The sequence below is a fragment of the Microcoleus sp. Pol11C2 genome (assembly GCF_036701505.1).
Taxonomy (GTDB): Bacteria; Cyanobacteriota; Cyanobacteriia; order Cyanobacteriales; family Microcoleaceae; genus Microcoleus.
Window position 1 is genome coordinate 173,649 of the sequence record NZ_JAUBQX010000004.1, and the last position, 18,761, is coordinate 192,409.

Genomic DNA, 18,761 nt, shown 5'->3' on the forward strand with positions numbered 1-18,761 from the left:
GCTGTGCCATCGCTTTTCCACAATTCTCTGCCGTTGGTAGCGTCAGTGGCTGAGAAATAGAGAGTGTTGTTGAAGTTGATCAAGCGATAAGGGTTTGAATTGCTACCCCCCGGATTGATGTCTTTAACCAGCTCCGTGCCGGAGGCTGTGCCATCGCTTTTCCACAATTCATCGCCGTTGGTACCGTTATTGGCTGAGAAATAGAGAGTGTTGTTGAAGTTGATGAAGCTACCAGGGTCTGAAGCTGAAGTGTTAGACCCCAGATTGATGTCTTTAACCAGCACCGTGCCGGAGGCTGTGCCATCGCTTTTCCACCATTCATTGCCGTTGGTACCGTTATTGGCTGAGAAATAGAGAGTGTTGTTGAAGTTGATGAAGCTACCAGGGCTTGAACCGATACCCCCCGGCCAGATATCTTTAACCAGCTCCGTGCCGAAGGCTGTGCCATCGCTTTTCCACAATTCTCTGCCGTTGGTACCGTTATCGGCTGAGAAATAGAGAGTGTTGTTGAAGTTGATGAAGCTACCAGGGTATGAAGCGGTAGCCCCCGGATTGATGTCTTTAACCAGCTCCGTGCCGGAGGCTGTGCCATCGCTTTTCCACAATTCACTGCCGTTGGTATCGTCACGGGCTATGAAATAGAGAGTGTTGTTGAAGTTGAAGAAGTTCTCAGGGCTTGAATGGGTAGCCCCCGGATTGATGTCTTTGATGAAGGTTAGGCCTAAGATTCCTTGGTAGTTGGTCATTGCTAGGGGGCCCAATGGCAGGAGAGCCTGAATTTTCCCGGTTTTTACTTCTAAGTTCCAGTCGCCTCCTAGTTCTGCATTGCCTGTAATGTTATTCGATGCTGCTACATCGGCTAAAGTTAATTCGCTCAGTTCTTTTACAAATTTGATTCCTGTTTCTCCTGCTGCTACATCGCAGCCGTAGAGCTGGATATCGCCATTTTCTGTTAAGGCATTTCCCCACTGTTTGATCTGAGTGCTGAAAGTTTTTATCTCTTTGTCATTGAGGGTGTCTGCACCGAGTTTTAAACTACCTGGGCTGCCGTGTGAAAGGATGTGTACGGCTTCAATGCCTCTTTCACTAGCTAGTGCTTGGGTAATTTGTTCAATGCCACTACGCTTGTTATCTAAAATGACTATTTTAGCGTTAGCATCGGCGCCCTCTATCAAGTTTTGATAATTCTGTACAGAAGAGTCTACGAAAATAATTTGCTTGTGGGCGGTAGATGAGTTCATAATTACTGAAATCCTTGATATCTATGGTTTACATCCAAGTTTCGCTCCCCCTCGCATCTCCCTTAAAAAGGGAGACTTTGAACGCTCTTCCCCCTTTTTAAGGGGGGTTAGGGGGAATCTAGAGGCTAATGTTTTGCGGCTTATTGAGTTTTCGCTACAATCGCACTAGCACGACTATTTGTTGAATCTGTCCAAAAGGATAAGCCATCAAATCGCTCAAACAAGTCGGGAGGTAAAATCGTTTTTCTCGGTTTAAATTCAACTTGAGCTCGCACTTGATGTAACCCTTGTGTTTTCAGCTTATTATCAAATTCCGGTTCTTGATATTCAACATTATCAAAATCATGCTCAAAAGGCTCTTCGCCGAGAAATTGATAAATCAGCGACATTGTTTTAGCCGGCCCTTTGGTTAATAAATCGTAATCTACCAGTAGAAGGGCTCCACTCTGCTCGCTATAAAATGCTTCTTTAAGAGCGTTATAAGCATAACCCACTAAACGGGAACTTTGACTTAATGCCTCCGTGCGATTATAAACTGTAGCCCGTTCCACTGGATTATTAAATAACCTGGAAACCTCAAAGGCATTGCGCCGAATTAGTAGCTCAATGCTATCCATAATCCAAGCAATGTTTCTGACGCAGCAGATGACTTTTGCTTCGGGAAAGAGTTCCAGAATTAATGGCAACTTGCTGCACCAAAGACGATTGGTGTCAAAAATCACTTCTTTTTCAGCTTGCGGGTGGTAATAGGCTGAAAAGATGCTCATAATCAGTGCCCGTTTTTGTTCAGAGGAAATGAACACGGAAAACTCATTATCTTCGCTCAGGGCTTCCAACATTCGCTCCACTAAACCCCCGACGGGGGAGGTCATAGCAGCGTGAAATCGCGGATTTTGCCGGAGTAATGCTGCGAGTAAAGTAGAACCAGATCGGGGTAGTCCTGATATGAAGTGAGCTTTCACTGGCTTCGCGCTGGAATGGGTTTGTACAATTTAGATGCAAGCTCAGGGTATCATCATAATGACATATCTTTTATAAGATAGTTTTATTTAATATTTCATTTCGCAACACAACATCAAGGTTTACGATATCTTTACAATCTAGACATCGTAACTTTACTTTTGCTATCTGTATCATGGCTTAGGGCCCCTGTCAGTCGGAAAAGTCGGCTCTTTGCCATGATTACAGAATTACTCTGGAATTTTTGACCGCAGATGGTGGCGGATGTAGGCGGATGAACGCAGATTAGGATACAGTTTGTTTAGTTACTTCGACATAAATATGTTCTAACCGCACCGGATACCGAGCGATTGAATCAATAGAAATCCCATCAAAACGCAAAATAATCTCTTTTAATTCTAAACGTTCCGGCAGCCAAAAAGCCAAATCGCTACCGTAGCGGCGGGGAATGAAACTGTATTGTTTAGCGCGGGCGATGACTTCAGCTTCTTCGTCGGTTTTTACCACGATAATTTCTTGAGCCGGAATCAGTTTTTGCAACTCTTCCAAACTGCCCTCAGCGACAATACTGCCATTTTTCAGAATTCCGATTTTCTGACAAAGACGCTCAGCTTCATCCAACAAGTGAGTTGTCAGCAAAATTGTAATTCCTTCCGATTGCAAGCGCTGAATTAACTCCCAAATTTCATAGCGAGCCTCAATATCTAAACCCGTTGTCGGTTCATCTAAAATTACTAATTTAGGCTGATGTACCAAAGCCACCGCAATATTCAAACGGCGTTGCATTCCTCCGCTCAAAGTTTCTACTGGGCTTGTAGCTCTATCTGTCAAATTTACTGCTTTCAAACAGTGTCTTACTTGATAGCGACGCTGTTTGCGCTCTAAGCCGTAAATTTGAGCAAAAAAGTTGAGGTTTTCTTCGCAGCTAAGGCTTTTGTAAAGCAAATTTTCTTGTGGCGCTACACCTATTAAGGATTTTGTAGAGTCAGAAACAGGTTCGCCATTAATAGAAACTTGACCGCTGTCGGCATTTAGCAAATTGCATAAAATATTGATAGTTGTAGTTTTTCCCGCCCCGTTTGGCCCGAGCAAACCGTAAATTTCTCCAGCTTGGATGTGCAGTGTTAAATCTTTAAGCACTGAACGCTCGCCATAGGACTTATTTAGCTTTTCAATTTGCAGCACTGCTTTAATTCTCCGTATTATTTTATATATTTACGGGTGTTTCTGAACGATTAAACCGCAGAGAACGCAGAGGGCGCTGAGTCTCCAGAAGAGAGAGATGAATAATTACGACATAATGAGATAGTTTTAAAGTCTTCTTTCTACTCTCAGCATTCGGCGGTAAGAAAGCCATCCACCTGCAATCATGGCAATAGAAAATATGAATAAATACCAAAAGTGTTTGGCAATATCAGCCAAATCTTTGCCGTCAGCCCACACGCCCATCAGCGCTTCGTTCATGTGATAAATTGGATTGTACTGGGCGAGTTCCAGCAGACTTTGGGGAAAGAGCGAAGTAGGCAAAAATGCGCCTCCTAAAATCAACAAAGGAACGCCGAAAGCTGCTACTAGGGAGTTGACATCTTCAGTGCGCCTCGCAAACTGGGTGCCGAGAATAAAGCCTACACCTACATAAGATACAATACTGAGCAGAATAATCGCACATCCTAGCAGAATAGACCCTTGGAATTGTGCTCCTAAACAAGAGGCGATCGTGTATACTAAAATTACCTGACCGATGCCGATGCAACTATGAGCCAGGAAAATTCCTAAAAAGTAGGAAGTGCCGCTCAGCGGGGAAATAAACAAGCGTTTGAGGGTATGCTGTTCTCGCTCTGCTACTACTGTTGCTACGCTACCACCGAGACAGCTAAAAAATAAAGCTGCTCCTACTAAGCTTGCAGGTGCAGCAACTTCAAAGGCTTTTGCTGTGCTGAGATTAGCGCGTTCTTTTAAAATTAAACCGTTAATTACCAAGATAGAAACTGGAAAAATACTCCACAATACTAAGCTGCGTCGCCGCCTCCCCAATTCAATTAAAATCCGCTGGGCTACTGCGAGCGTTTCGTACCAGTATTTCATAGCAAATATATTAGTATTGTTAGAATTGGGAATTGGCGATCGCGCCACCGGATATCATACCATAGAGGTGCAAATAAGTTTAACTCTCAATAAAAAACCCGCCGACGCGGGTTTTGTGATTGTAGGGGGATAGGTTTTAACACCAGTAAAAAAAAGCATGGAACTGTAACAAATTCCAAATCCATATCTAATCAGTTATTCCCTATCGAAAATCGAAAATCGTATAACTTGTCGCCCTCTGTCGCTGCTCTCAATTAATACTAAAGTTTTTACCTCTGTAGCATCCTTGAAAGGAAGTTAAATTCGTGCGGTTTCTCTGTTCCAATTTAGTCACGAGGGAAGAAGTATTGGTACTTTCCGCGGTAGCACCCCACTTGTAGATAAAGTCGCCGAGATTGTCTCTGGTTTCTTCGTAGCTGTGCTCTTCAATTGGAATTCCCGAAACTCCTGAAACAGTTTGGTTGTGGTATCCGTTAACGATGATTTTTTCGATAACTGCGCCCGGTTCTGCGGTAATGTTCCATTGCACCGGTTCGTAGGCTGAAAGCGCGAGAATTATTGGCTTGTTTCGGCGTTCTACTTTGACTTCGATCGCACTTTTTGATAAATCTCGGTTCTTGTGATCCGCATTGGCTTCGTAAACGCCTATTAAATGAAGTTCTTTATTTCCGCTTGACGAACCGATATAAGCTGAAAAATCGTCGGAACCGCCCAGCCCGCAGTTAGCGCCAGAACTAATTGGAGAAATAAAAGCCGCTTTTTCGGCTATTTTCTGCTGCACCGCCGGCACTACCCACAATCCGGTTCCGATGCCTAAAGCACCTATTAAAGCGGCTGCGATACCGAAAGGAAGGACATTTGTCAGGTTGCGAATAACTGGTTTGGCTGTTAGTTGAGATAGGGTTTGCTGCCAATTTTCACCAGTTTGTCGATCGGCATTCCCGCCATCGAGACAGGCCAATAAACCTAAACTTTCCGGCTGTTCGAGCAGACTTTGAACTGTTTTCCCTTCACCGACGTAGAGATTTCTAGTTTCGGTGTCTAAAAGCAGCCAGTAGCGATCGCCCTCGCCGAGGTTGTACTCTTGTAGCGCAGGATCGACTAAATCGTGCTGCAAAAACACCAGCCAAGCCATATTATTGCCAGTGCCGACTGTTTTGCCGTCGCTGGAAATAAGTTGGTCGATTTCGGGTTCCCAGCGCCAAGCTACCCAGCGACTCTCTCCTCGATAGCCGAGGGATTTTTCTAGTTGCGGATGAGCGGTTATTTCTAAGCGTTGAACTAAGTTTGACACTAGATGTCCTCCTCAAGTGCGATCGCCACTTCAATGTCTTAGCATAACTCATCCCCGGCAGTTCAAGGAGTGCCCGTGCCGTTGCCAGTTGTACTGTTGGGAGACAAATTGTTGCTGGGAGTGGTATAGGGCGAACTTCCCGGATTGAGATTATTCTGATTGGTATTCGGCGAAGTTCCCGGATTGGCATTATTGGGACTGGTACTCGGTGAACTTCCCGGATTGAGATTATTCTGATTGGTATTCGGCGAAGTTTCCGGAGTGGGATTATTGGGAGTGATATAGGGCGAACTTCCCGGATTGAGATTATTGGGATTGGTAGTCGGTGAAGTTCCCGGATTGGCATTGGGAGTACCTGCGGGCGAAGTTCCCGGATTGACATTGGGAGTACCTGCGGGCGAAGTTCCCGGATTGACATTGGGAGTACCTGCGGGCGAAGTTCCCGGATTGGCATTGGGAGTACCTGCGGGCGAAGTTCCCGGATTGGCATTGTTGGGATTGTTGGGATTTGCCGTGCCTGTAGGAGTAGTTATCGGGGTGCCGACACCATCTCTGGTGATGGCGTTGGGGTTCGGGGGAGGAGGCGGAGGAGTGCCTGCATTAGGGTTATTTGCAGGAGCATTGGCGGGGTTGCCCGCAACCGGAGCAGGGTTTTGGGGAGCAGCGTTGCTGCCGCACAAGCTGACTAAATCAAAAGTTGTGCCGCCTCGAGTTTCGATAAAGCAAACCGGCACATTTACTTCGGGGTTTGAGGCTCTGGGAAAATCGGCTGTTCCCGGCATGGGACGGCTAAAGGCAGCTTCAGCCATCAGTGGGGTCAAGGCCGCCGATAGAGCGGCGATTGTTCGCAATAATCTCATCAGCGTTTCCTCAAATGTTGAAGTTTATTTTCTCCAGTATTGCCCATAAATTGCCAAGTGTCGTCACTCTAAAAGCCGATCGATCTTTTGGACAACTGCTTCTACAGGGCCACCGCTGGCTGAAATATCTGGCGCAGGCAGAAAGTACAGGTAGAACAAGCCTAGAGTGCCACAGTCGCGCATCCGTTGCCCTTCTTCCTTGATATTTTTAGTACCGAATTCGCGGGTCAACGTAAGCGTTCAAAATATCAATTACAATGCTGGCAATTACGACAATTGCCGCAAAAAACACCACAATACCTTGAACAGTTGGATAATCCCGCAAGCTAATCGCTTCGTAAAGGCGATTTGCCAACCCCGGCCAAGAAAAAGTAACCTCTGTTAAAATAGCACCGCCCAACAGTGCAGCAAAAGTCAATCCTAAGACAGTAATCACCGGAATTAGTGCATTTTTCAGAGCGTGAGCCCATAAAATCTGGAATTCGGGAATGCCTCTAGCTCTAGCTGCTTCGACATAATCTGCTTGCAAAGTTTGCTTGAGATTCACTCTGACAATGCGCTCGAAAATGCCGCTCAAAAGAATCCCCAATGTCAAACTCGGAAGTGCCAAATAATGTAAAGATGTGAGAAACTGAGCAGGGTTAGCGCTCAGGAGACTGTCAATAGTGTATAGTCCTGTGTAGCCTTCGGGGGCTGGGAATGTCACGGGAAAGCGAGTTCCCAAGGGAAACCATCCCAACTGCACCGCGAAAATTAATTGCAAAACCATGCCGGCCCAAAAAGCGGGCAGCGAGTAAGTGATAATGCCAAACAAACGTCCCGCAGCATCGAAAATAGTGTTGGGGCGGGATGCTGCCAGGGAACCGATACTGATGCCGACAATTAAAGCTATGGCCATGCTACAAACTGCTAATTCCACTGTAGCGGGGAAATAATCTCCGATAATTTGCCACACGGTTTGTCCGCGAGTGGTGATGGAGGTTCCCAAGTCGAAGCTCAACAAGTCTTTCATGTATTTGAGATATTGCTGCCACAGGGGTGCGTCCAGGCCGAGTTGAGTTCGCATTGCTTCTTTGGCTGCTGCAGGAGCTCGTGAGCCGAGAATGGCATCTATGGGGTCGCCCGGAGTGGCCCGCAACAATAAAAATACTGCTGTGGTGATTGTCCACAACATTAGGGGTGCGAGAAGCAAGCGGAGAAAAATATAAGATTGCAGGGCTTTGGAACGAGACATAATATTTGGGAATTGCCAATTGCGAAGTCATTAGACATTAATCAGATGTGGAAGGCATCAGGCAGATGGAAGGTAGAAGATGGAAGAAACAGATATTATTGTATATCTGCGACTTCCGTGCCGCGAATCAGGGAAATTGAGCATTGCTAAGAGACAGTTGAGTTGATTTTTGCGAAAAAGTCGATCGACTTTTTCGCAATTGGCGATTTTCCTATTCGCCCAGCAGCGATTCAAAGGCGGCTTGTAAAGACTTGATATCGCCTACTCTGGCTACTAACAAGTTTTCGCTGCCGGCATCTTCCAGCCTGTGTCTCCAATACTGGATGCTATCGGAGTTGTTCATCCAGAAACTAATCACGGTGTCTACAACTCGATCGACATCCCAGCCCCGGTAAGGAGAAACTGTCTCCACAGATGCGACAAACGCATCGAGAGTACACTTCCAGTTTCCCAAGTATTCTACACCCGATGGCTCCTGTTGTTTCAGCAATTCCTGCTGCTGGTTAAAAAATGTTAAAGTTGGAGATACGCCCAGGATTTCAAATGTATAGTTCATGTCATCCTCCAGAAGTATTATTTTGCCAAAATATTGAGCGTCAAAAAAAGCCAAAAACGCTTTAATTTGCTGCTTTTGATGGAATGCAGATGCTTCAATTATCCTCTTGGTACTCGATGGCTTACGCCCGCTACGCTAAGGGATTTTGGCGGCTTATCTTATTAATAGCAAATTTTTTAACACCCGATTGTCACAGAATTTACATTTGTCCTGGCACGGTAGAAAAAAATCAAATCAAATTTTTATTAACTAGGCGTAAGGAAGACAATGCCCACCCGGACAAAGTGACACCTTTTAGATTTAAAAGTTGAGATTAAAAATTTGAATAATTGGCAATGACTGATGACAACCACAGTGTAGAGCACAGGCCTAAAGTTGCTTTTTTTTACGGAGTGTGACTTTTTGACCGCGAGTCCCTAGAGCGATCGCCACATTCAGGCAAGTAGTGGCATGATTAATATTACAAGTTTTTACAGTAGCGGTGGAAACCTCAGCCCCGTTTTGAGCGGCTGGTCGCTGCACTTCACTATGTGTGTAGAACATTGTAACTTATATCGAGGGGCTTTTTTAAGCGGCAAACGATACGCAAACTCGGTAGGTGTCAGAATATTGATGTTATTGAAAAATCTGAGCAGTTGTCTGATGAAAAGCTCGCCCAAGATGTCACTGAGCCTAGTTTTGTTGATACCGCTGGTGGTACAAATCTCCGTAGCAGTCGGCGTGACTGGATGGCTTTCGTTTCGCAATGGCCAGAAAGCCGTCAATGACCTGGCTACGAGGTTAAGCTTGGAAGTTGCAGCGAGGACGAAAGAAAATTTCCGCAGTTTTGGGGATGTGTCTCATTTATTTCTGCAAATGAATACTGCTGCGATCGCCTCTGGAAACTTAGATCCGGAAGACTTCCCCAACTTAGAGCGCTATTTGTGGAACCAGACCAAGCTGAGCGATCGAAATACAACGATCTACTACGGCGACGAACAGGGCAGATTCCTTTTGCTCAAGCGAGAAGCAGAAAACTTAGTATACATCAGAGACGAGTCAACCGCTCCAAACCGCCAAATTTATCGTCTAGATAGCCAAGGAAATCGCACCGAGCTAATCAAAACCGTTGCCTATGACCCCCGTACTAGACCGTGGTACCAAGCTGCCAAACGGTCAGGCAAAGCCACTTGGTCTCCAATCTACGTCTTTGCAGCACCGCCAGTGCTCGGCATTACGCCGGTGATGCCTATTTACAATGAAACAGGAAACCTGCGGGGGGTATTGGCAATTGACCTGACTCTTTCTCAAATCAGCGATTTTCTCAAAAGCATCAAAATTAGCCCGTCAGGACAAGTTTTTGCGATCGAACGCAGCGGGGAAATAGTCGCCAGTTCCACAGATGAACTGCCCTTTGTCACCGACAAAGACGGACAACAAAAACGGCTGTTGGGGACACAGAGCAAAAATTTGCTAATTCGATCGGCGTCCACATACTTGCAAAAACGATTTGGTAGTTTTGAACAAATTGACAGCAAAGGACAGTTTACCTTCGAGATAGACGGCAAACGTCAATTCATTACCGTTGCTCCCCTGCAAGACGGCCGTGGCCTCGATTGGCTGATTGTAGTCGCAATCCCGGAAGCAGACTTTATGGAGCAAATTAACGCCAACACTCGCACAACTATCTTATTGTGCTTTTTTGCCTTCATACTGGCGATCGCACTCGGAATATTTACCTCTCGCTGGGTTGTCAAACCGATTACCAGATTGCTGGAAGCTTCCAAAGCTTTAACAAAAATGTCTGAGTCATCCGACTTCACCTCCGCAGAATTAGACGGCGAAGTCGAAGTGAAAGGTGTCAACGAACTCGGTCTTCTAGCTCAGTCTTTCAATCAAATGGCCCGACAATTGCGATCGTCTTTTGTTGCCCTAGAACAAACCAACTCTAGTTTAGAACAGCGAGTAGCAGAGCGGACTGCCGAACTCAAAGCCGCAGAAGCAGAATTGCGGGCTTTGTTTGCAGCCATGAACGAATTAATTATAGTTGTGGACTCCAATGGTCGCTACTTAAAAATCGCGCCTACAAATATTTCCCTGCTCTACAAACCAGCCGAAGAATTAGTTGGCAAAACAGTCAAAGAGGTGTTTCCGCAAGCTACAGCCGACAATTTTATCCACCACATCCGAGCCGCTTTAGATACTCAGCAAACTGTCAGCATCGAGTACGATTTAACCATTAACGACCGCGAACTTTGTTTTGCAGCCAGCATTTCACCGCTTTCAGAACAATCCGTCATTGTGGTGGCCCGCGATATTACCGAACAGAAGCGAGCCGAATCGGCGCGACGCCAAAGGCAAAAACAATTGCTCAAACAAAATACGGTTTTGGTAGAATTGGCAAGAAATAAAGCGCTATATCGAGGCGATTTGCAAGTAGCTTTGAGGCAAATCACCGAAGCGGCCGCTCATACCCTAGATGCAGAACGAGCCGGAGCATGGTTGTACGATGAAAGCCGATCGAAACTGCAATGTCTCGACCAATTTTACCGCAGCAACCACCAGCATTCCCAAGGTAATGAACTCGCAGCAGCAGACTATCCAGCTTATTTTCAAGCTTTGGAAGAACACCGGACGATCGCAGCCGAGGACGCTCTCTCAGATATTAGAACTAGAGAATTTGCCGAATCTTACTTTTCACAAGCTGGCACTACTTCTACCTTAGACGCGCCAGTGCGCCTCGGCGGACAAACAGTCGGAGTCATCTGTATCGAACAAGTGGGAACTACTCGCAACTGGACATTAGAAGAACAAAATTTTGCTGCTTCCCTGGCAGATTTGGTATCATTGGCGATCGAAGCCAGCGAGCGCGATCGTACACAAAACGCTTTGCGTCAAGCAGAACAAAAATATCGTAGCATTTTTGAAAATGCTGTCGAAGGCATTTTTCAAAGAACCCCCGAAGGCCACTTCTTGAGCGTAAATCCAGCTTTAGCCCGCATCTATGGCTACGCCACTCCCGAAGAATTAACATCAAATCTCACCAACATCAGGCAGCAAGCTTACGTCAATCCTCAGCAGGGCGAAAAGTTTATGCGGGTGATGGAAGAATTCGGAGAAGTTTCGGGGTTTGAGTCACAAGTTTACCGCGTTGATGGCAAGGTAATTTGGATTTCCGAAAGCGCGCGTGCAGTGTGCGACGCCAACGGCGAGATACTTTATTATGAAGGCAGCGTCGAGGATATTAGCGATCGTAAAGTCTTTGAATCCGCCTTGCAACTCGCCCTAGAAGCAGCCGAAGCTGCTTCCACCGCAAAAAGCGCATTTTTAGCAAACATGAGCCACGAACTGCGAACACCTCTGAATGCGATCATCGGCTACAGCGAAATGCTCCAAGAAGAAACCGCAGAATTGGGTTACGATGAACTCACCCCAGATTTAGACAAAATTCGCACTTCCGGCCGACACTTGCTATCGCTAATTAACGACATTCTCGACATTTCTAAAATCGAAGCCGGCCGCATGGATCTTTACTTAGAAACCTTCGACATCGCCGCCTTGATTGAAGATGTCGCCTCCACCGCCGCGCCGCTAATTGAGAAAAACGGCAACACTCTAAACCTGCATCAAATTACGAATATCGGCACTATGCACGGTGACATTACCAAAGTGCAGCAGATTTTATTAAATTTGCTGAGCAATGCCGCCAAATTCACTCAAAACGGTACAATTACCCTCACAGCCAGCCGAGAAATGATTGCGGGCGACAGCAGCGAAGCAAAACAAGAAAACACTTCTGAACAGGCGGCAAGTTCTCAATCTTCAATTGCTAGTAAAGAATTTTTAGTTGTTAATTGTACAGATACAGGAATTGGGATGACTCCCGACCAGTTGCAGCACATTTTCCAACCCTTTACCCAAGCAGACGCTTCCACCACCCGCAAATACGGCGGCACTGGTTTGGGATTAGCAATCAGCCAGCGTTTTTGCCTAATGATGAGTGGCAATATTTCAGTAAAAAGTCAGGAGGGTGTTGGTTCTACTTTTACGATCCGCTTGCCGGTTAATCCGCCCAATTAGGGTGCATCACACACGCAGCACTCAATTTCCGGAAAAAATAATGCTGGCACACCTTATAAGGGAAGTTCCCCTAAAAAAGGGGGACTTCAAAGCAAGTAGGGAAACTAAAAGTAAAAAGAACATTCTTTTTATTTTTTATTTTTTACTTTTATCTTACTCATCACGGCTGTGTACTTGGCTTAGATTCTCCATCTACCACCCCCTTCGTATTTATAAGATCAGCGATATCTTTTTTTCCATTTTCAATAAACCATTGATACTGAGCGAGCATTTCGGGACGACCATGTTGTAGACACTTCTGTTTCAAGTCCGATTCCTCTTTTGTATCTAGTTTATTTTCGAGAATAGCTGCAAGGAAGCAATAAGCCATCCCTCCACCGATCTGGTTTTTGATAACTTTTTTGTCGAAAGAAATTGCTTTTTTGAGTTCTTTTTCAGCCTCTTGGTTTTGTTTTTGTTTGAGCAGTACCCAGCCCAAGTTTAGATGCAGTTCATAGTTGAGTTGAAACTCTTTTTCTTCTTTAGGTTCTTTAGGAGCCCGTTGTAATCCCATTCGCAGTAAAGATTCACCGGGAATCAGTTTGTTTTGGCTAATATAAACGCGACCTAAATTATTAAAAGCGCGGGCATCTCCTTGCTGTAAAACTTTTTTATACTCATTGCTAGCTTGATCGAGATCACCCAAAGATTCGTAGATTTTCCCCAAGGCAATTTGAATGTCCAAATTCTCGGGATTTATTTTTGCCGCTTGCTCGTATTTCGCTTTTGCTTTTACCAGTAAACCTTTTTCATATAGTTTTTGTCCGTCTTGATAATTCCGTTCCCCAATCCGAGGCAAAGATTGAGAGACTCCCACAGATGCCAACAATAACATTGCGGTAATTCCCAAGGTTGCTTGACTGTGAAACTGGGGAGAAATATTGAGTTTTGTGAGCATATTTTTAATCTTATCTTGTCCTGTGTTCTGCAAGGTGCGGATTACCGTGAGAAGTAACCCTCCTTGTCCCAGCAGGCCTAAGGTCTCCAAGAAACCGAATCCTCCCGTGGAAAAGAGTTGAACGAAGTTTGTCATATAGGCCGCTACCACCGTCAATCCAGCGATAGTCAGCCCGTTGAACAACGGCTCGAGGGGATGTGAGTGGGAAACTTCCTCCTCGGAGGTGGGTGCGAGGAACCACCACCAAGCTTCTGTGGAGGGGTGAAATGTCGATCGCCATTCTGCCAAATTTGCTCCTCTGGCGATCGCATCGGCTTGTTGTTTCAGGAAGTTGTCCAATTCGAGTAGTTTAGCCAAACTTTCCAAAGAAATCTGGGTTTTATCGCTGAGTGCTTCTTTGATGGCATCGCGAGCAACTAAAATCTGGATAATTTTTATTTCTGAGGGTTCAGACTTTGCCAATTTTAGGTTAGTGAGAGCATCAGTATATTGAGCTAAGGCCTGTTCTAATTTCACGAGCCGACTGGAATAATTAGATTACTGAAAAAATTTTACAGCAAATTGCAGGTATATACTTGAAGATAATTGTAGCCCACAGTTGCAGCACATTTTCCAACCCTTTACCCAAGCAGACGCTTCCACCACCCGCAAGTACGGCGGCATCGGTTTGGAATTAGCAATCAGCCAGCGTTTTTGCCTCATGATGGGCGGCAATATTTCAGTAAAAAGTCAGGAGGGTGTTGGTTCTACTTTTACCATTTCCTTACCTGTTAATCCGCCCAATTAGAGGGAGTAACTGTTACACCGACTCTGCCTGGAAACTAGAAATTACTAACTTCCAATTACCTTTGAATGCTGCGCGGATCGAGAGCATCCCGCAACCCATCCCCCAATAAATTAAACGCCAAGACAGTCAAAATAATCAGTATCGCCGGAGGCCAAACCAACCACGGCTGCAACACTAAAATCGAAGCATTAGTAGAGAGGGATAGTAAATTTCCCCAAGAAGGATCGGGCTGTTGAATTCCCAAGCCAATTAAACTCAAAACCGACTCCGCCACAATAAAACCCGGAACAGACAAAGTAGCAGAAATAATTACATAAGTAGCAGTTTGTGGCAAAACGTGGCGGACAATAATATAAATTGGGTTGGCGCCCATTGCCCGCGCCGCTTGCACGAATTCTAGCTGTTTAATTGACAGTACCTGACCGCGAATCACCCGCGCTAAACTCGCCCAACTGATAAATGAAGTAATCAGCACAATCAATATAAATCGCTGAGCACTTGTCAATCCCGGTGGCAATACTGCTGCTAGCGCTACTAATAAATAAAGACCGGGAATCGTCATCAATACTTCGGCAAAACGCATTAAAATACTATCAATCCAACTGCCGAAATAACCAGATATGCCTCCGATAAACAATCCCAAGGGAAAAGAAATTGCTATTCCTACTAAACCGATGCTGAGGCTAATTCTGCTGCCATGTACTAAGCGACTGAATTGATCGCGAGCTTGTTCATCCGTGCCTAAAAGATTAATTTGGCCTTCTCCTGTAGTGCCAAACAGGTGCCTGTCGAAAGGCAAAAATCCTAAAAATTTATAGGGGGAAGCTTTGACAAACAAACCAACAGCAGATGGTTTTTGCCAGTCTACAATTACCTCACGAGCGCCCGTATTCGCATCCACCGGGCCCTGAGTAGTCGGATAAACGTGGGGGCCGATAAAGCGCCCGTCTTGGGTGCTTAAATAAATCTGAGTCGGTGGCAGCAAGGAACCGTTTAATTGAGAGTCGTAGGGGTCGTAAGGTGCCACAAATTCGGCTAAAAGCGCGACTGTATAAAAAATTAACAGTAGCACGGCTCCCAACCGAGCTAGAGGATTGTCTCTAAGATTTTGCCACCAGTTCATAAGTTTTTAGGTTTGAGATTTTAAGTTGGTTAGTAATAAAGACTAAAGTTCTTTGTAGAGACTTTAGTCTGTTCTTAATGGACTCAGCAGCCAAAAGTAAATTCCAGACGTATAAAAGTTTTCATAACTGAATTACTTACTACAAAAATTAGACTACTTTTGTTCATCTCCGACCAAGATTATTCGAGTTTCCTCTTCTGGTATTTTCCCCAATTCCTCGCCGCTAAAAGGATTGTAGAAAAACGAGCCTGTTTGGGGCGGCAATTTGGGATTGAGTACAATTTCTACTATACTTTTTACAACCCCAGTGAGCGGAATTGCCAGGATAACTCCCAACAATCCTCCCACTCTACCTCCTAAAAGCAAAGCTGTGAAAATAATTACCGGACTCAATCCGGTGAGATTCCCCATGATTCGGGGAGCTACTAAATTATCCTTGACTTGCTGGAGACCGATCGCCACTACCAAGACTTGCAGCGCCAGCCACCAATCAATAAACGCTACAATTATACTAACAGTGCCAATTCCCAAAGTGGCTCCAATAAACGGAATTATTTCCGTCAATCCTATAAAGACGGCAAACAACAGAAAAAACGGAACTTGCAGCCACCAAAAAGCCAGAGTTAGCGAAATGGCCATAAATAGTCCCAGCAATAACTGTCCCGATACAAATCGCTGGAGGTTTCGCTCCAAAGTCTCTGTTAAAACATAGCGAATGTCTGGGGAAAAAATGCTAGTCAAACCCTGCCACACTCTTTGCCCGTCTAGGAGCATATAAAAGGAAATCACGACAATAAAAATTAAGTCCAAAAACCAATTAAAAGTACCGACAACTAAGCCTAAACCCGTACCGGCGATCGCTTGGACTTGTCCTTGGACTCTAGCTGACAGTTGCTGCTCTAATATTTGCACGTCAAACGGTAAATTGCGCTCCGCACTCCACGCTTGAAATTCAGCTAGCTGCAGCCGCCCCGACTCCAGCAATTCCGGGAACCTCACCCCCAACTGCCTCGCTTGGCTGAACACCGGCGGCACAATAGTTACACCGATTACTACTAATATCACACCCGCAGTTAAATAAACCAGCCCCGCAGCGACTCCCCGGGGCAAAAATACTTGCAGTCTTTTTACTGCATAATTTAATAAAAATGCAATCAGTCCCGCTGTTACTAAAATGCTGACCAGTTCCCCAACATAACTGACTGCTGTCAGGGTAAACCATCCCGTCACTAGCACTAGCAGCCAAGTAATTAGAAACTGTTGGAGGGGAGAAAAGAGACTATTCATTTTGATTTTTTTTAAATAAAGTGGCACAATTTTTTTAGCAGATGTGCCGTATTATACAATAAACACATTAGAGTATAAGTTAGGAAGAATCAGTTCAAGATTAAACAGACTTTTCTCCGCATTTATACGTTGGTGAGGGCCAAACCACTTGGGGAGAGACAATGACAGCCCGATCGACCCCACGATCGCCCATCGCGCTAATATTCAGTATGCCCCAGAGGCAGATCAAATTAAATGTCGATCGCACAAACTCCGATCTATTCGCCATTGTAAGGTGAAACGACGCCACACTCACCCAAAAGGGGGACGCGGGATTGCTGAGGCTATCCGCTAAAATGAATCCAATATAAAAACCGCAATCTTTCTTTACAATAAAAAAACCAAAGGCTAATAGCGGCGAGAGGAACTACCGTGACCAATCAAGTTTTTTCAGAAGCGGAAGAAAAGCAACCCCTTCCCCCCGTGGAGAGCGGGCGCGACAGGAACTCAGCAGTGGATGTAGCTGAAAGTGAAGTCTCAGACAACTCTCGCTGGCAATTCTCCGGTGAGGAAGATGAACGAGAAGTTGCCCTGGAAGCTCCAGAAATGGAAGGGGAACAGGTTTGGGAACCAGAAGCAACTGAAGTTGGGCCGCGCAAAGAAATCAGGTGGCCTGCTTTGTTGGCGGGCGCAGGGGTTGGCGTCGCTGCAACGCTGCTAGCAGTAAACTTGACTGGGGGCAAGCAGAGTTCGCCTCCGGCAGCTCCAATTCCATCGGTAAACCAGCAGGCGACGGCTGCGACGGTGACAGTGGCACCTGTGGAATCTGCCCAGGTGGGTGAAACTTTGGAAGCGACAGGCACCGTGGCAGCCTACGACTTGCTGCCGGTACTGCCACAGGCCAATGGTTTGCAAATCAAGCAGGTGTTGGTGAATGAAGGAGATGCGGTAGAAAAAGGTCAGACGATGGCGGTTTTGGACGATTCGGTATTACGATCGCAAATTGCCGAAGCGCTGGCGGGAGTACAATCGGCCAATTCTACGGTAGAACAAGCCGAAGCTCAGGTACAGCAAGCCGAGTCAGCCCAACAAGAAGCCCAAGCCGGCGTCGCTCAAGCGCAAGCTGGCGTTGAAAAAGCCATCGCTGACGCAGCGCAAGCCAAAACAGGCGTCGGCCAGGCAAGAGCCGGTGTAGAACAAGCTAAAGCTGGTGTCACCCAAGCTAAAGCAGGCATTGCCTCCGCCCAGGCTAAATTAGATCAAGCTCAAAGAGAAGTAAATCGCACCCAAGATTTGGCTTCTCAGGGAGTAATTAGTCAGCAAGATTTAGAAAGACGCAAGACAGAGCGGCAGACTGCTGTTCAAGACTTGAACAAAGCTAAAGCTGACTTGAATACAGCTTTGGAAGAACAGAATAAAGCAGCGGAAGAAGTGCGATCGGCTATTGCTAAAGTAGCTACTGCTGAAGCTAATATCAGTACGGCTAGAGCAGCCCTCGCCAGCGCTCGTGCAAAAGTAAATACGGCCGGAGCGAGTGTCAGCAGTGCGAGAGCAAATGTCGGAAATAACGCAGCAAGTGTCCGCAGTAATGATGCCCAAGTCAAACAGTTACAAACTCAACTAGAACAAACAATTGTTCGAGCGCCGGATAGTGGCACTGTGGCTGAAAGAATTGGTCGAGTTGGGGATGTTTCTTCGGGAAGTCAAAAACTCTTTTCGATTATTCGCGGCAACAAGCTGGAACTGCAATTGAAAGTGCCGGAAACTCAGGTTGCCCAAGTACGGCCGGGAACAGCAGTGCAAATTACTTCGGATTCTGACAAGCGGATTAAGTTGTCAGGAACTGTGCGAGATATTTCGCCGCTAGTTGACCCGCAAAATCGTCAAGCTACGGTGAAGATTGATTTGCCAGCAAGCGAGTTGTTGCGATCGGGAATGTTTTTGCGCGCATCAATTGCGACGGCAACGGCTCAAGGTTTGAAAGTCCCCGCTAAAGCTATTGTGCCGCAACCTGACGGCAGTTCTATTGTTTATAAACTTGTCGGCGCGGACAAAGTGCAGGCTCAACCTGTGGAACTTGGGGAAATTTCCGGGGGTGCTGTGGGGGATTTGACTGCTGCCAAGGTGGAGGTTAAAAAGGGTTTGAAGGTGGGCGATCGGGTGGTTGTTACTGGGGCTGGTTTTCTTAAGGATGGCGCTGAGGTTAAGGTTGGTAAATAGTTATTGGTTAGGTTTATTGAGAGATTATTGCCTTTTTTTACCGCCGATAACGCAGATAACCACTGCCAATATTTCGATGACGCACGTCTACAGGTATTGCAGAATTAAAGCCTTGATATTGAGGTTAATCAGCCCCTGA

General features: G+C 45.9%; 16 protein-coding genes and 1 pseudogene. 4 read left to right on the forward strand and 13 right to left on the reverse strand.

Going from position 1 to position 18,761, the window contains the following annotated elements; translation table 11 throughout:
• The 10 genes from QUA42_RS04365 to QUA42_RS04410 all read right to left on the reverse strand — a co-directional run.
• A partial coding sequence (locus QUA42_RS04365) for an ELWxxDGT repeat protein (RefSeq protein WP_333135424.1) occupies positions 1-1,241 on the reverse strand: 1,241 nt, incomplete at its 3' end.
• A gap of 140 nt (positions 1,242-1,381) precedes the next feature.
• Positions 1,382-2,203, reverse strand: a complete 822-nt coding sequence (locus tag QUA42_RS04370; protein ID WP_333135426.1) for a sulfotransferase — start codon at positions 2,201-2,203, stop codon at positions 1,382-1,384.
• Between the two features lie 283 nt (positions 2,204-2,486).
• On the reverse strand, positions 2,487-3,386 hold the full coding sequence (locus QUA42_RS04375; RefSeq protein WP_333135428.1) for an ABC transporter ATP-binding protein: 900 nt from the start codon (positions 3,384-3,386) through the stop codon (positions 2,487-2,489).
• Between the two features lie 126 nt (positions 3,387-3,512).
• Positions 3,513-4,286 carry an ABC transporter permease gene (locus QUA42_RS04380; RefSeq protein WP_333135430.1) on the reverse strand — a complete coding sequence of 258 codons (774 nt, stop codon included), beginning with the start codon at positions 4,284-4,286 and terminating at the stop codon, positions 3,513-3,515.
• A gap of 250 nt (positions 4,287-4,536) precedes the next feature.
• Complete coding sequence (locus QUA42_RS04385; RefSeq protein WP_333135432.1) at positions 4,537-5,580, reverse strand: hypothetical protein; 1,044 nt, start codon at positions 5,578-5,580, stop codon at positions 4,537-4,539.
• Between the two features lie 62 nt (positions 5,581-5,642).
• Entirely contained in the window at positions 5,643-6,440 is a 798-nt protein-coding gene (locus tag QUA42_RS04390; RefSeq protein WP_333135434.1) for a hypothetical protein, read from the reverse strand.
• Positions 6,441-6,503: 63 nt separating this feature from the next.
• Positions 6,504-6,671 carry a hypothetical protein gene (locus QUA42_RS04395; protein ID WP_333135436.1) on the reverse strand — a complete coding sequence of 56 codons (168 nt, stop codon included), beginning with the start codon at positions 6,669-6,671 and terminating at the stop codon, positions 6,504-6,506.
• Entirely contained in the window at positions 6,649-7,674 is a 1,026-nt protein-coding gene (locus tag QUA42_RS04400; protein WP_333036567.1) for an ABC transporter permease, read from the reverse strand. The genes QUA42_RS04395 and QUA42_RS04400 overlap by 23 nt, the downstream gene beginning before the upstream one ends.
• A 211-nt stretch (positions 7,675-7,885) precedes the next feature.
• Complete coding sequence (locus tag QUA42_RS04405; protein ID WP_190663046.1) at positions 7,886-8,230, reverse strand: hypothetical protein; 345 nt, start codon at positions 8,228-8,230, stop codon at positions 7,886-7,888.
• Between the two features lie 369 nt (positions 8,231-8,599).
• Positions 8,600-8,773: a hypothetical protein gene (locus QUA42_RS04410; protein WP_333135439.1), complete on the reverse strand. Its 174-nt coding sequence runs from the start codon at positions 8,771-8,773 to the stop codon at positions 8,600-8,602.
• Between the two features lie 99 nt (positions 8,774-8,872).
• On the opposite strand from QUA42_RS04410, the gene QUA42_RS04415 reads away from it, so the two are divergent.
• A complete protein-coding gene (locus QUA42_RS04415; protein ID WP_333135441.1) occupies positions 8,873-12,289 on the forward strand; it encodes a PAS domain S-box protein in 3,417 nt (1,138 codons plus the stop codon).
• A gap of 160 nt (positions 12,290-12,449) precedes the next feature.
• On the opposite strand, the gene QUA42_RS04420 is transcribed toward QUA42_RS04415, so the two are convergent.
• Positions 12,450-13,742: a tetratricopeptide repeat protein gene (locus QUA42_RS04420; protein ID WP_333135443.1), complete on the reverse strand. Its 1,293-nt coding sequence runs from the start codon at positions 13,740-13,742 to the stop codon at positions 12,450-12,452.
• A gap of 79 nt (positions 13,743-13,821) precedes the next feature.
• On the opposite strand from QUA42_RS04420, the pseudogene QUA42_RS04425 reads away from it, so the two are divergent.
• A pseudogene (locus QUA42_RS04425) lies at positions 13,822-14,013 on the forward strand (ATP-binding protein); the annotation flags it as partial.
• 55 nt (positions 14,014-14,068) lie between these two features.
• On the opposite strand, the gene QUA42_RS04430 reads toward QUA42_RS04425, so the two are convergent.
• Positions 14,069-15,136, reverse strand: a complete 1,068-nt coding sequence (locus QUA42_RS04430) for an ABC transporter permease (protein ID WP_333135446.1) — start codon at positions 15,134-15,136, stop codon at positions 14,069-14,071.
• Positions 15,137-15,289: 153 nt separating this feature from the next.
• Entirely contained in the window at positions 15,290-16,423 is a 1,134-nt protein-coding gene (locus tag QUA42_RS04435) for an AI-2E family transporter (protein WP_333135448.1), read from the reverse strand.
• 148 nt (positions 16,424-16,571) lie between these two features.
• On the opposite strand from QUA42_RS04435, the gene QUA42_RS04440 reads away from it, so the two are divergent.
• Both QUA42_RS04440 and QUA42_RS04445 read left to right on the forward strand, forming a co-directional pair.
• Positions 16,572-16,757: a hypothetical protein gene (locus tag QUA42_RS04440; RefSeq protein ID WP_333135450.1), complete on the forward strand. Its 186-nt coding sequence runs from the start codon at positions 16,572-16,574 to the stop codon at positions 16,755-16,757.
• A 77-nt stretch (positions 16,758-16,834) separates the two neighbouring features.
• Entirely contained in the window at positions 16,835-18,622 is a 1,788-nt protein-coding gene (locus QUA42_RS04445) for an efflux RND transporter periplasmic adaptor subunit (protein WP_333135452.1), read from the forward strand.
• Positions 18,623-18,761 lie beyond the last annotated feature (139 nt).

Bases quoted from the DNA above. Each gene is read 5' to 3' on its own strand.
- QUA42_RS04380 (WP_333135430.1), bottom strand. From the start codon at position 4,286: ATGAAATACTGGTACGAAACGCTCGCAGTAGCCCAGCGGATTTTAATT.
- QUA42_RS04390 (WP_333135434.1), bottom strand. From the start codon at position 6,440: ATGAGATTATTGCGAACAATCGCCGCTCTATCGGCGGCCTTGACCCCA.
- QUA42_RS04400 (WP_333036567.1), bottom strand. From the start codon at position 7,674: ATGTCTCGTTCCAAAGCCCTGCAATCTTATATTTTTCTCCGCTTGCTT.
- QUA42_RS04405 (WP_190663046.1), bottom strand. From the start codon at position 8,230: ATGAACTATACATTTGAAATCCTGGGCGTATCTCCAACTTTAACATTT.
- QUA42_RS04410 (WP_333135439.1), bottom strand. From the start codon at position 8,773: ATGTTCTACACACATAGTGAAGTGCAGCGACCAGCCGCTCAAAACGGG.
- QUA42_RS04415 (WP_333135441.1), top strand. From the start codon at position 8,873: ATGAAAAGCTCGCCCAAGATGTCACTGAGCCTAGTTTTGTTGATACCG.
- QUA42_RS04430 (WP_333135446.1), bottom strand. From the start codon at position 15,136: ATGAACTGGTGGCAAAATCTTAGAGACAATCCTCTAGCTCGGTTGGGA.
- QUA42_RS04435 (WP_333135448.1), bottom strand. From the start codon at position 16,423: ATGAATAGTCTCTTTTCTCCCCTCCAACAGTTTCTAATTACTTGGCTG.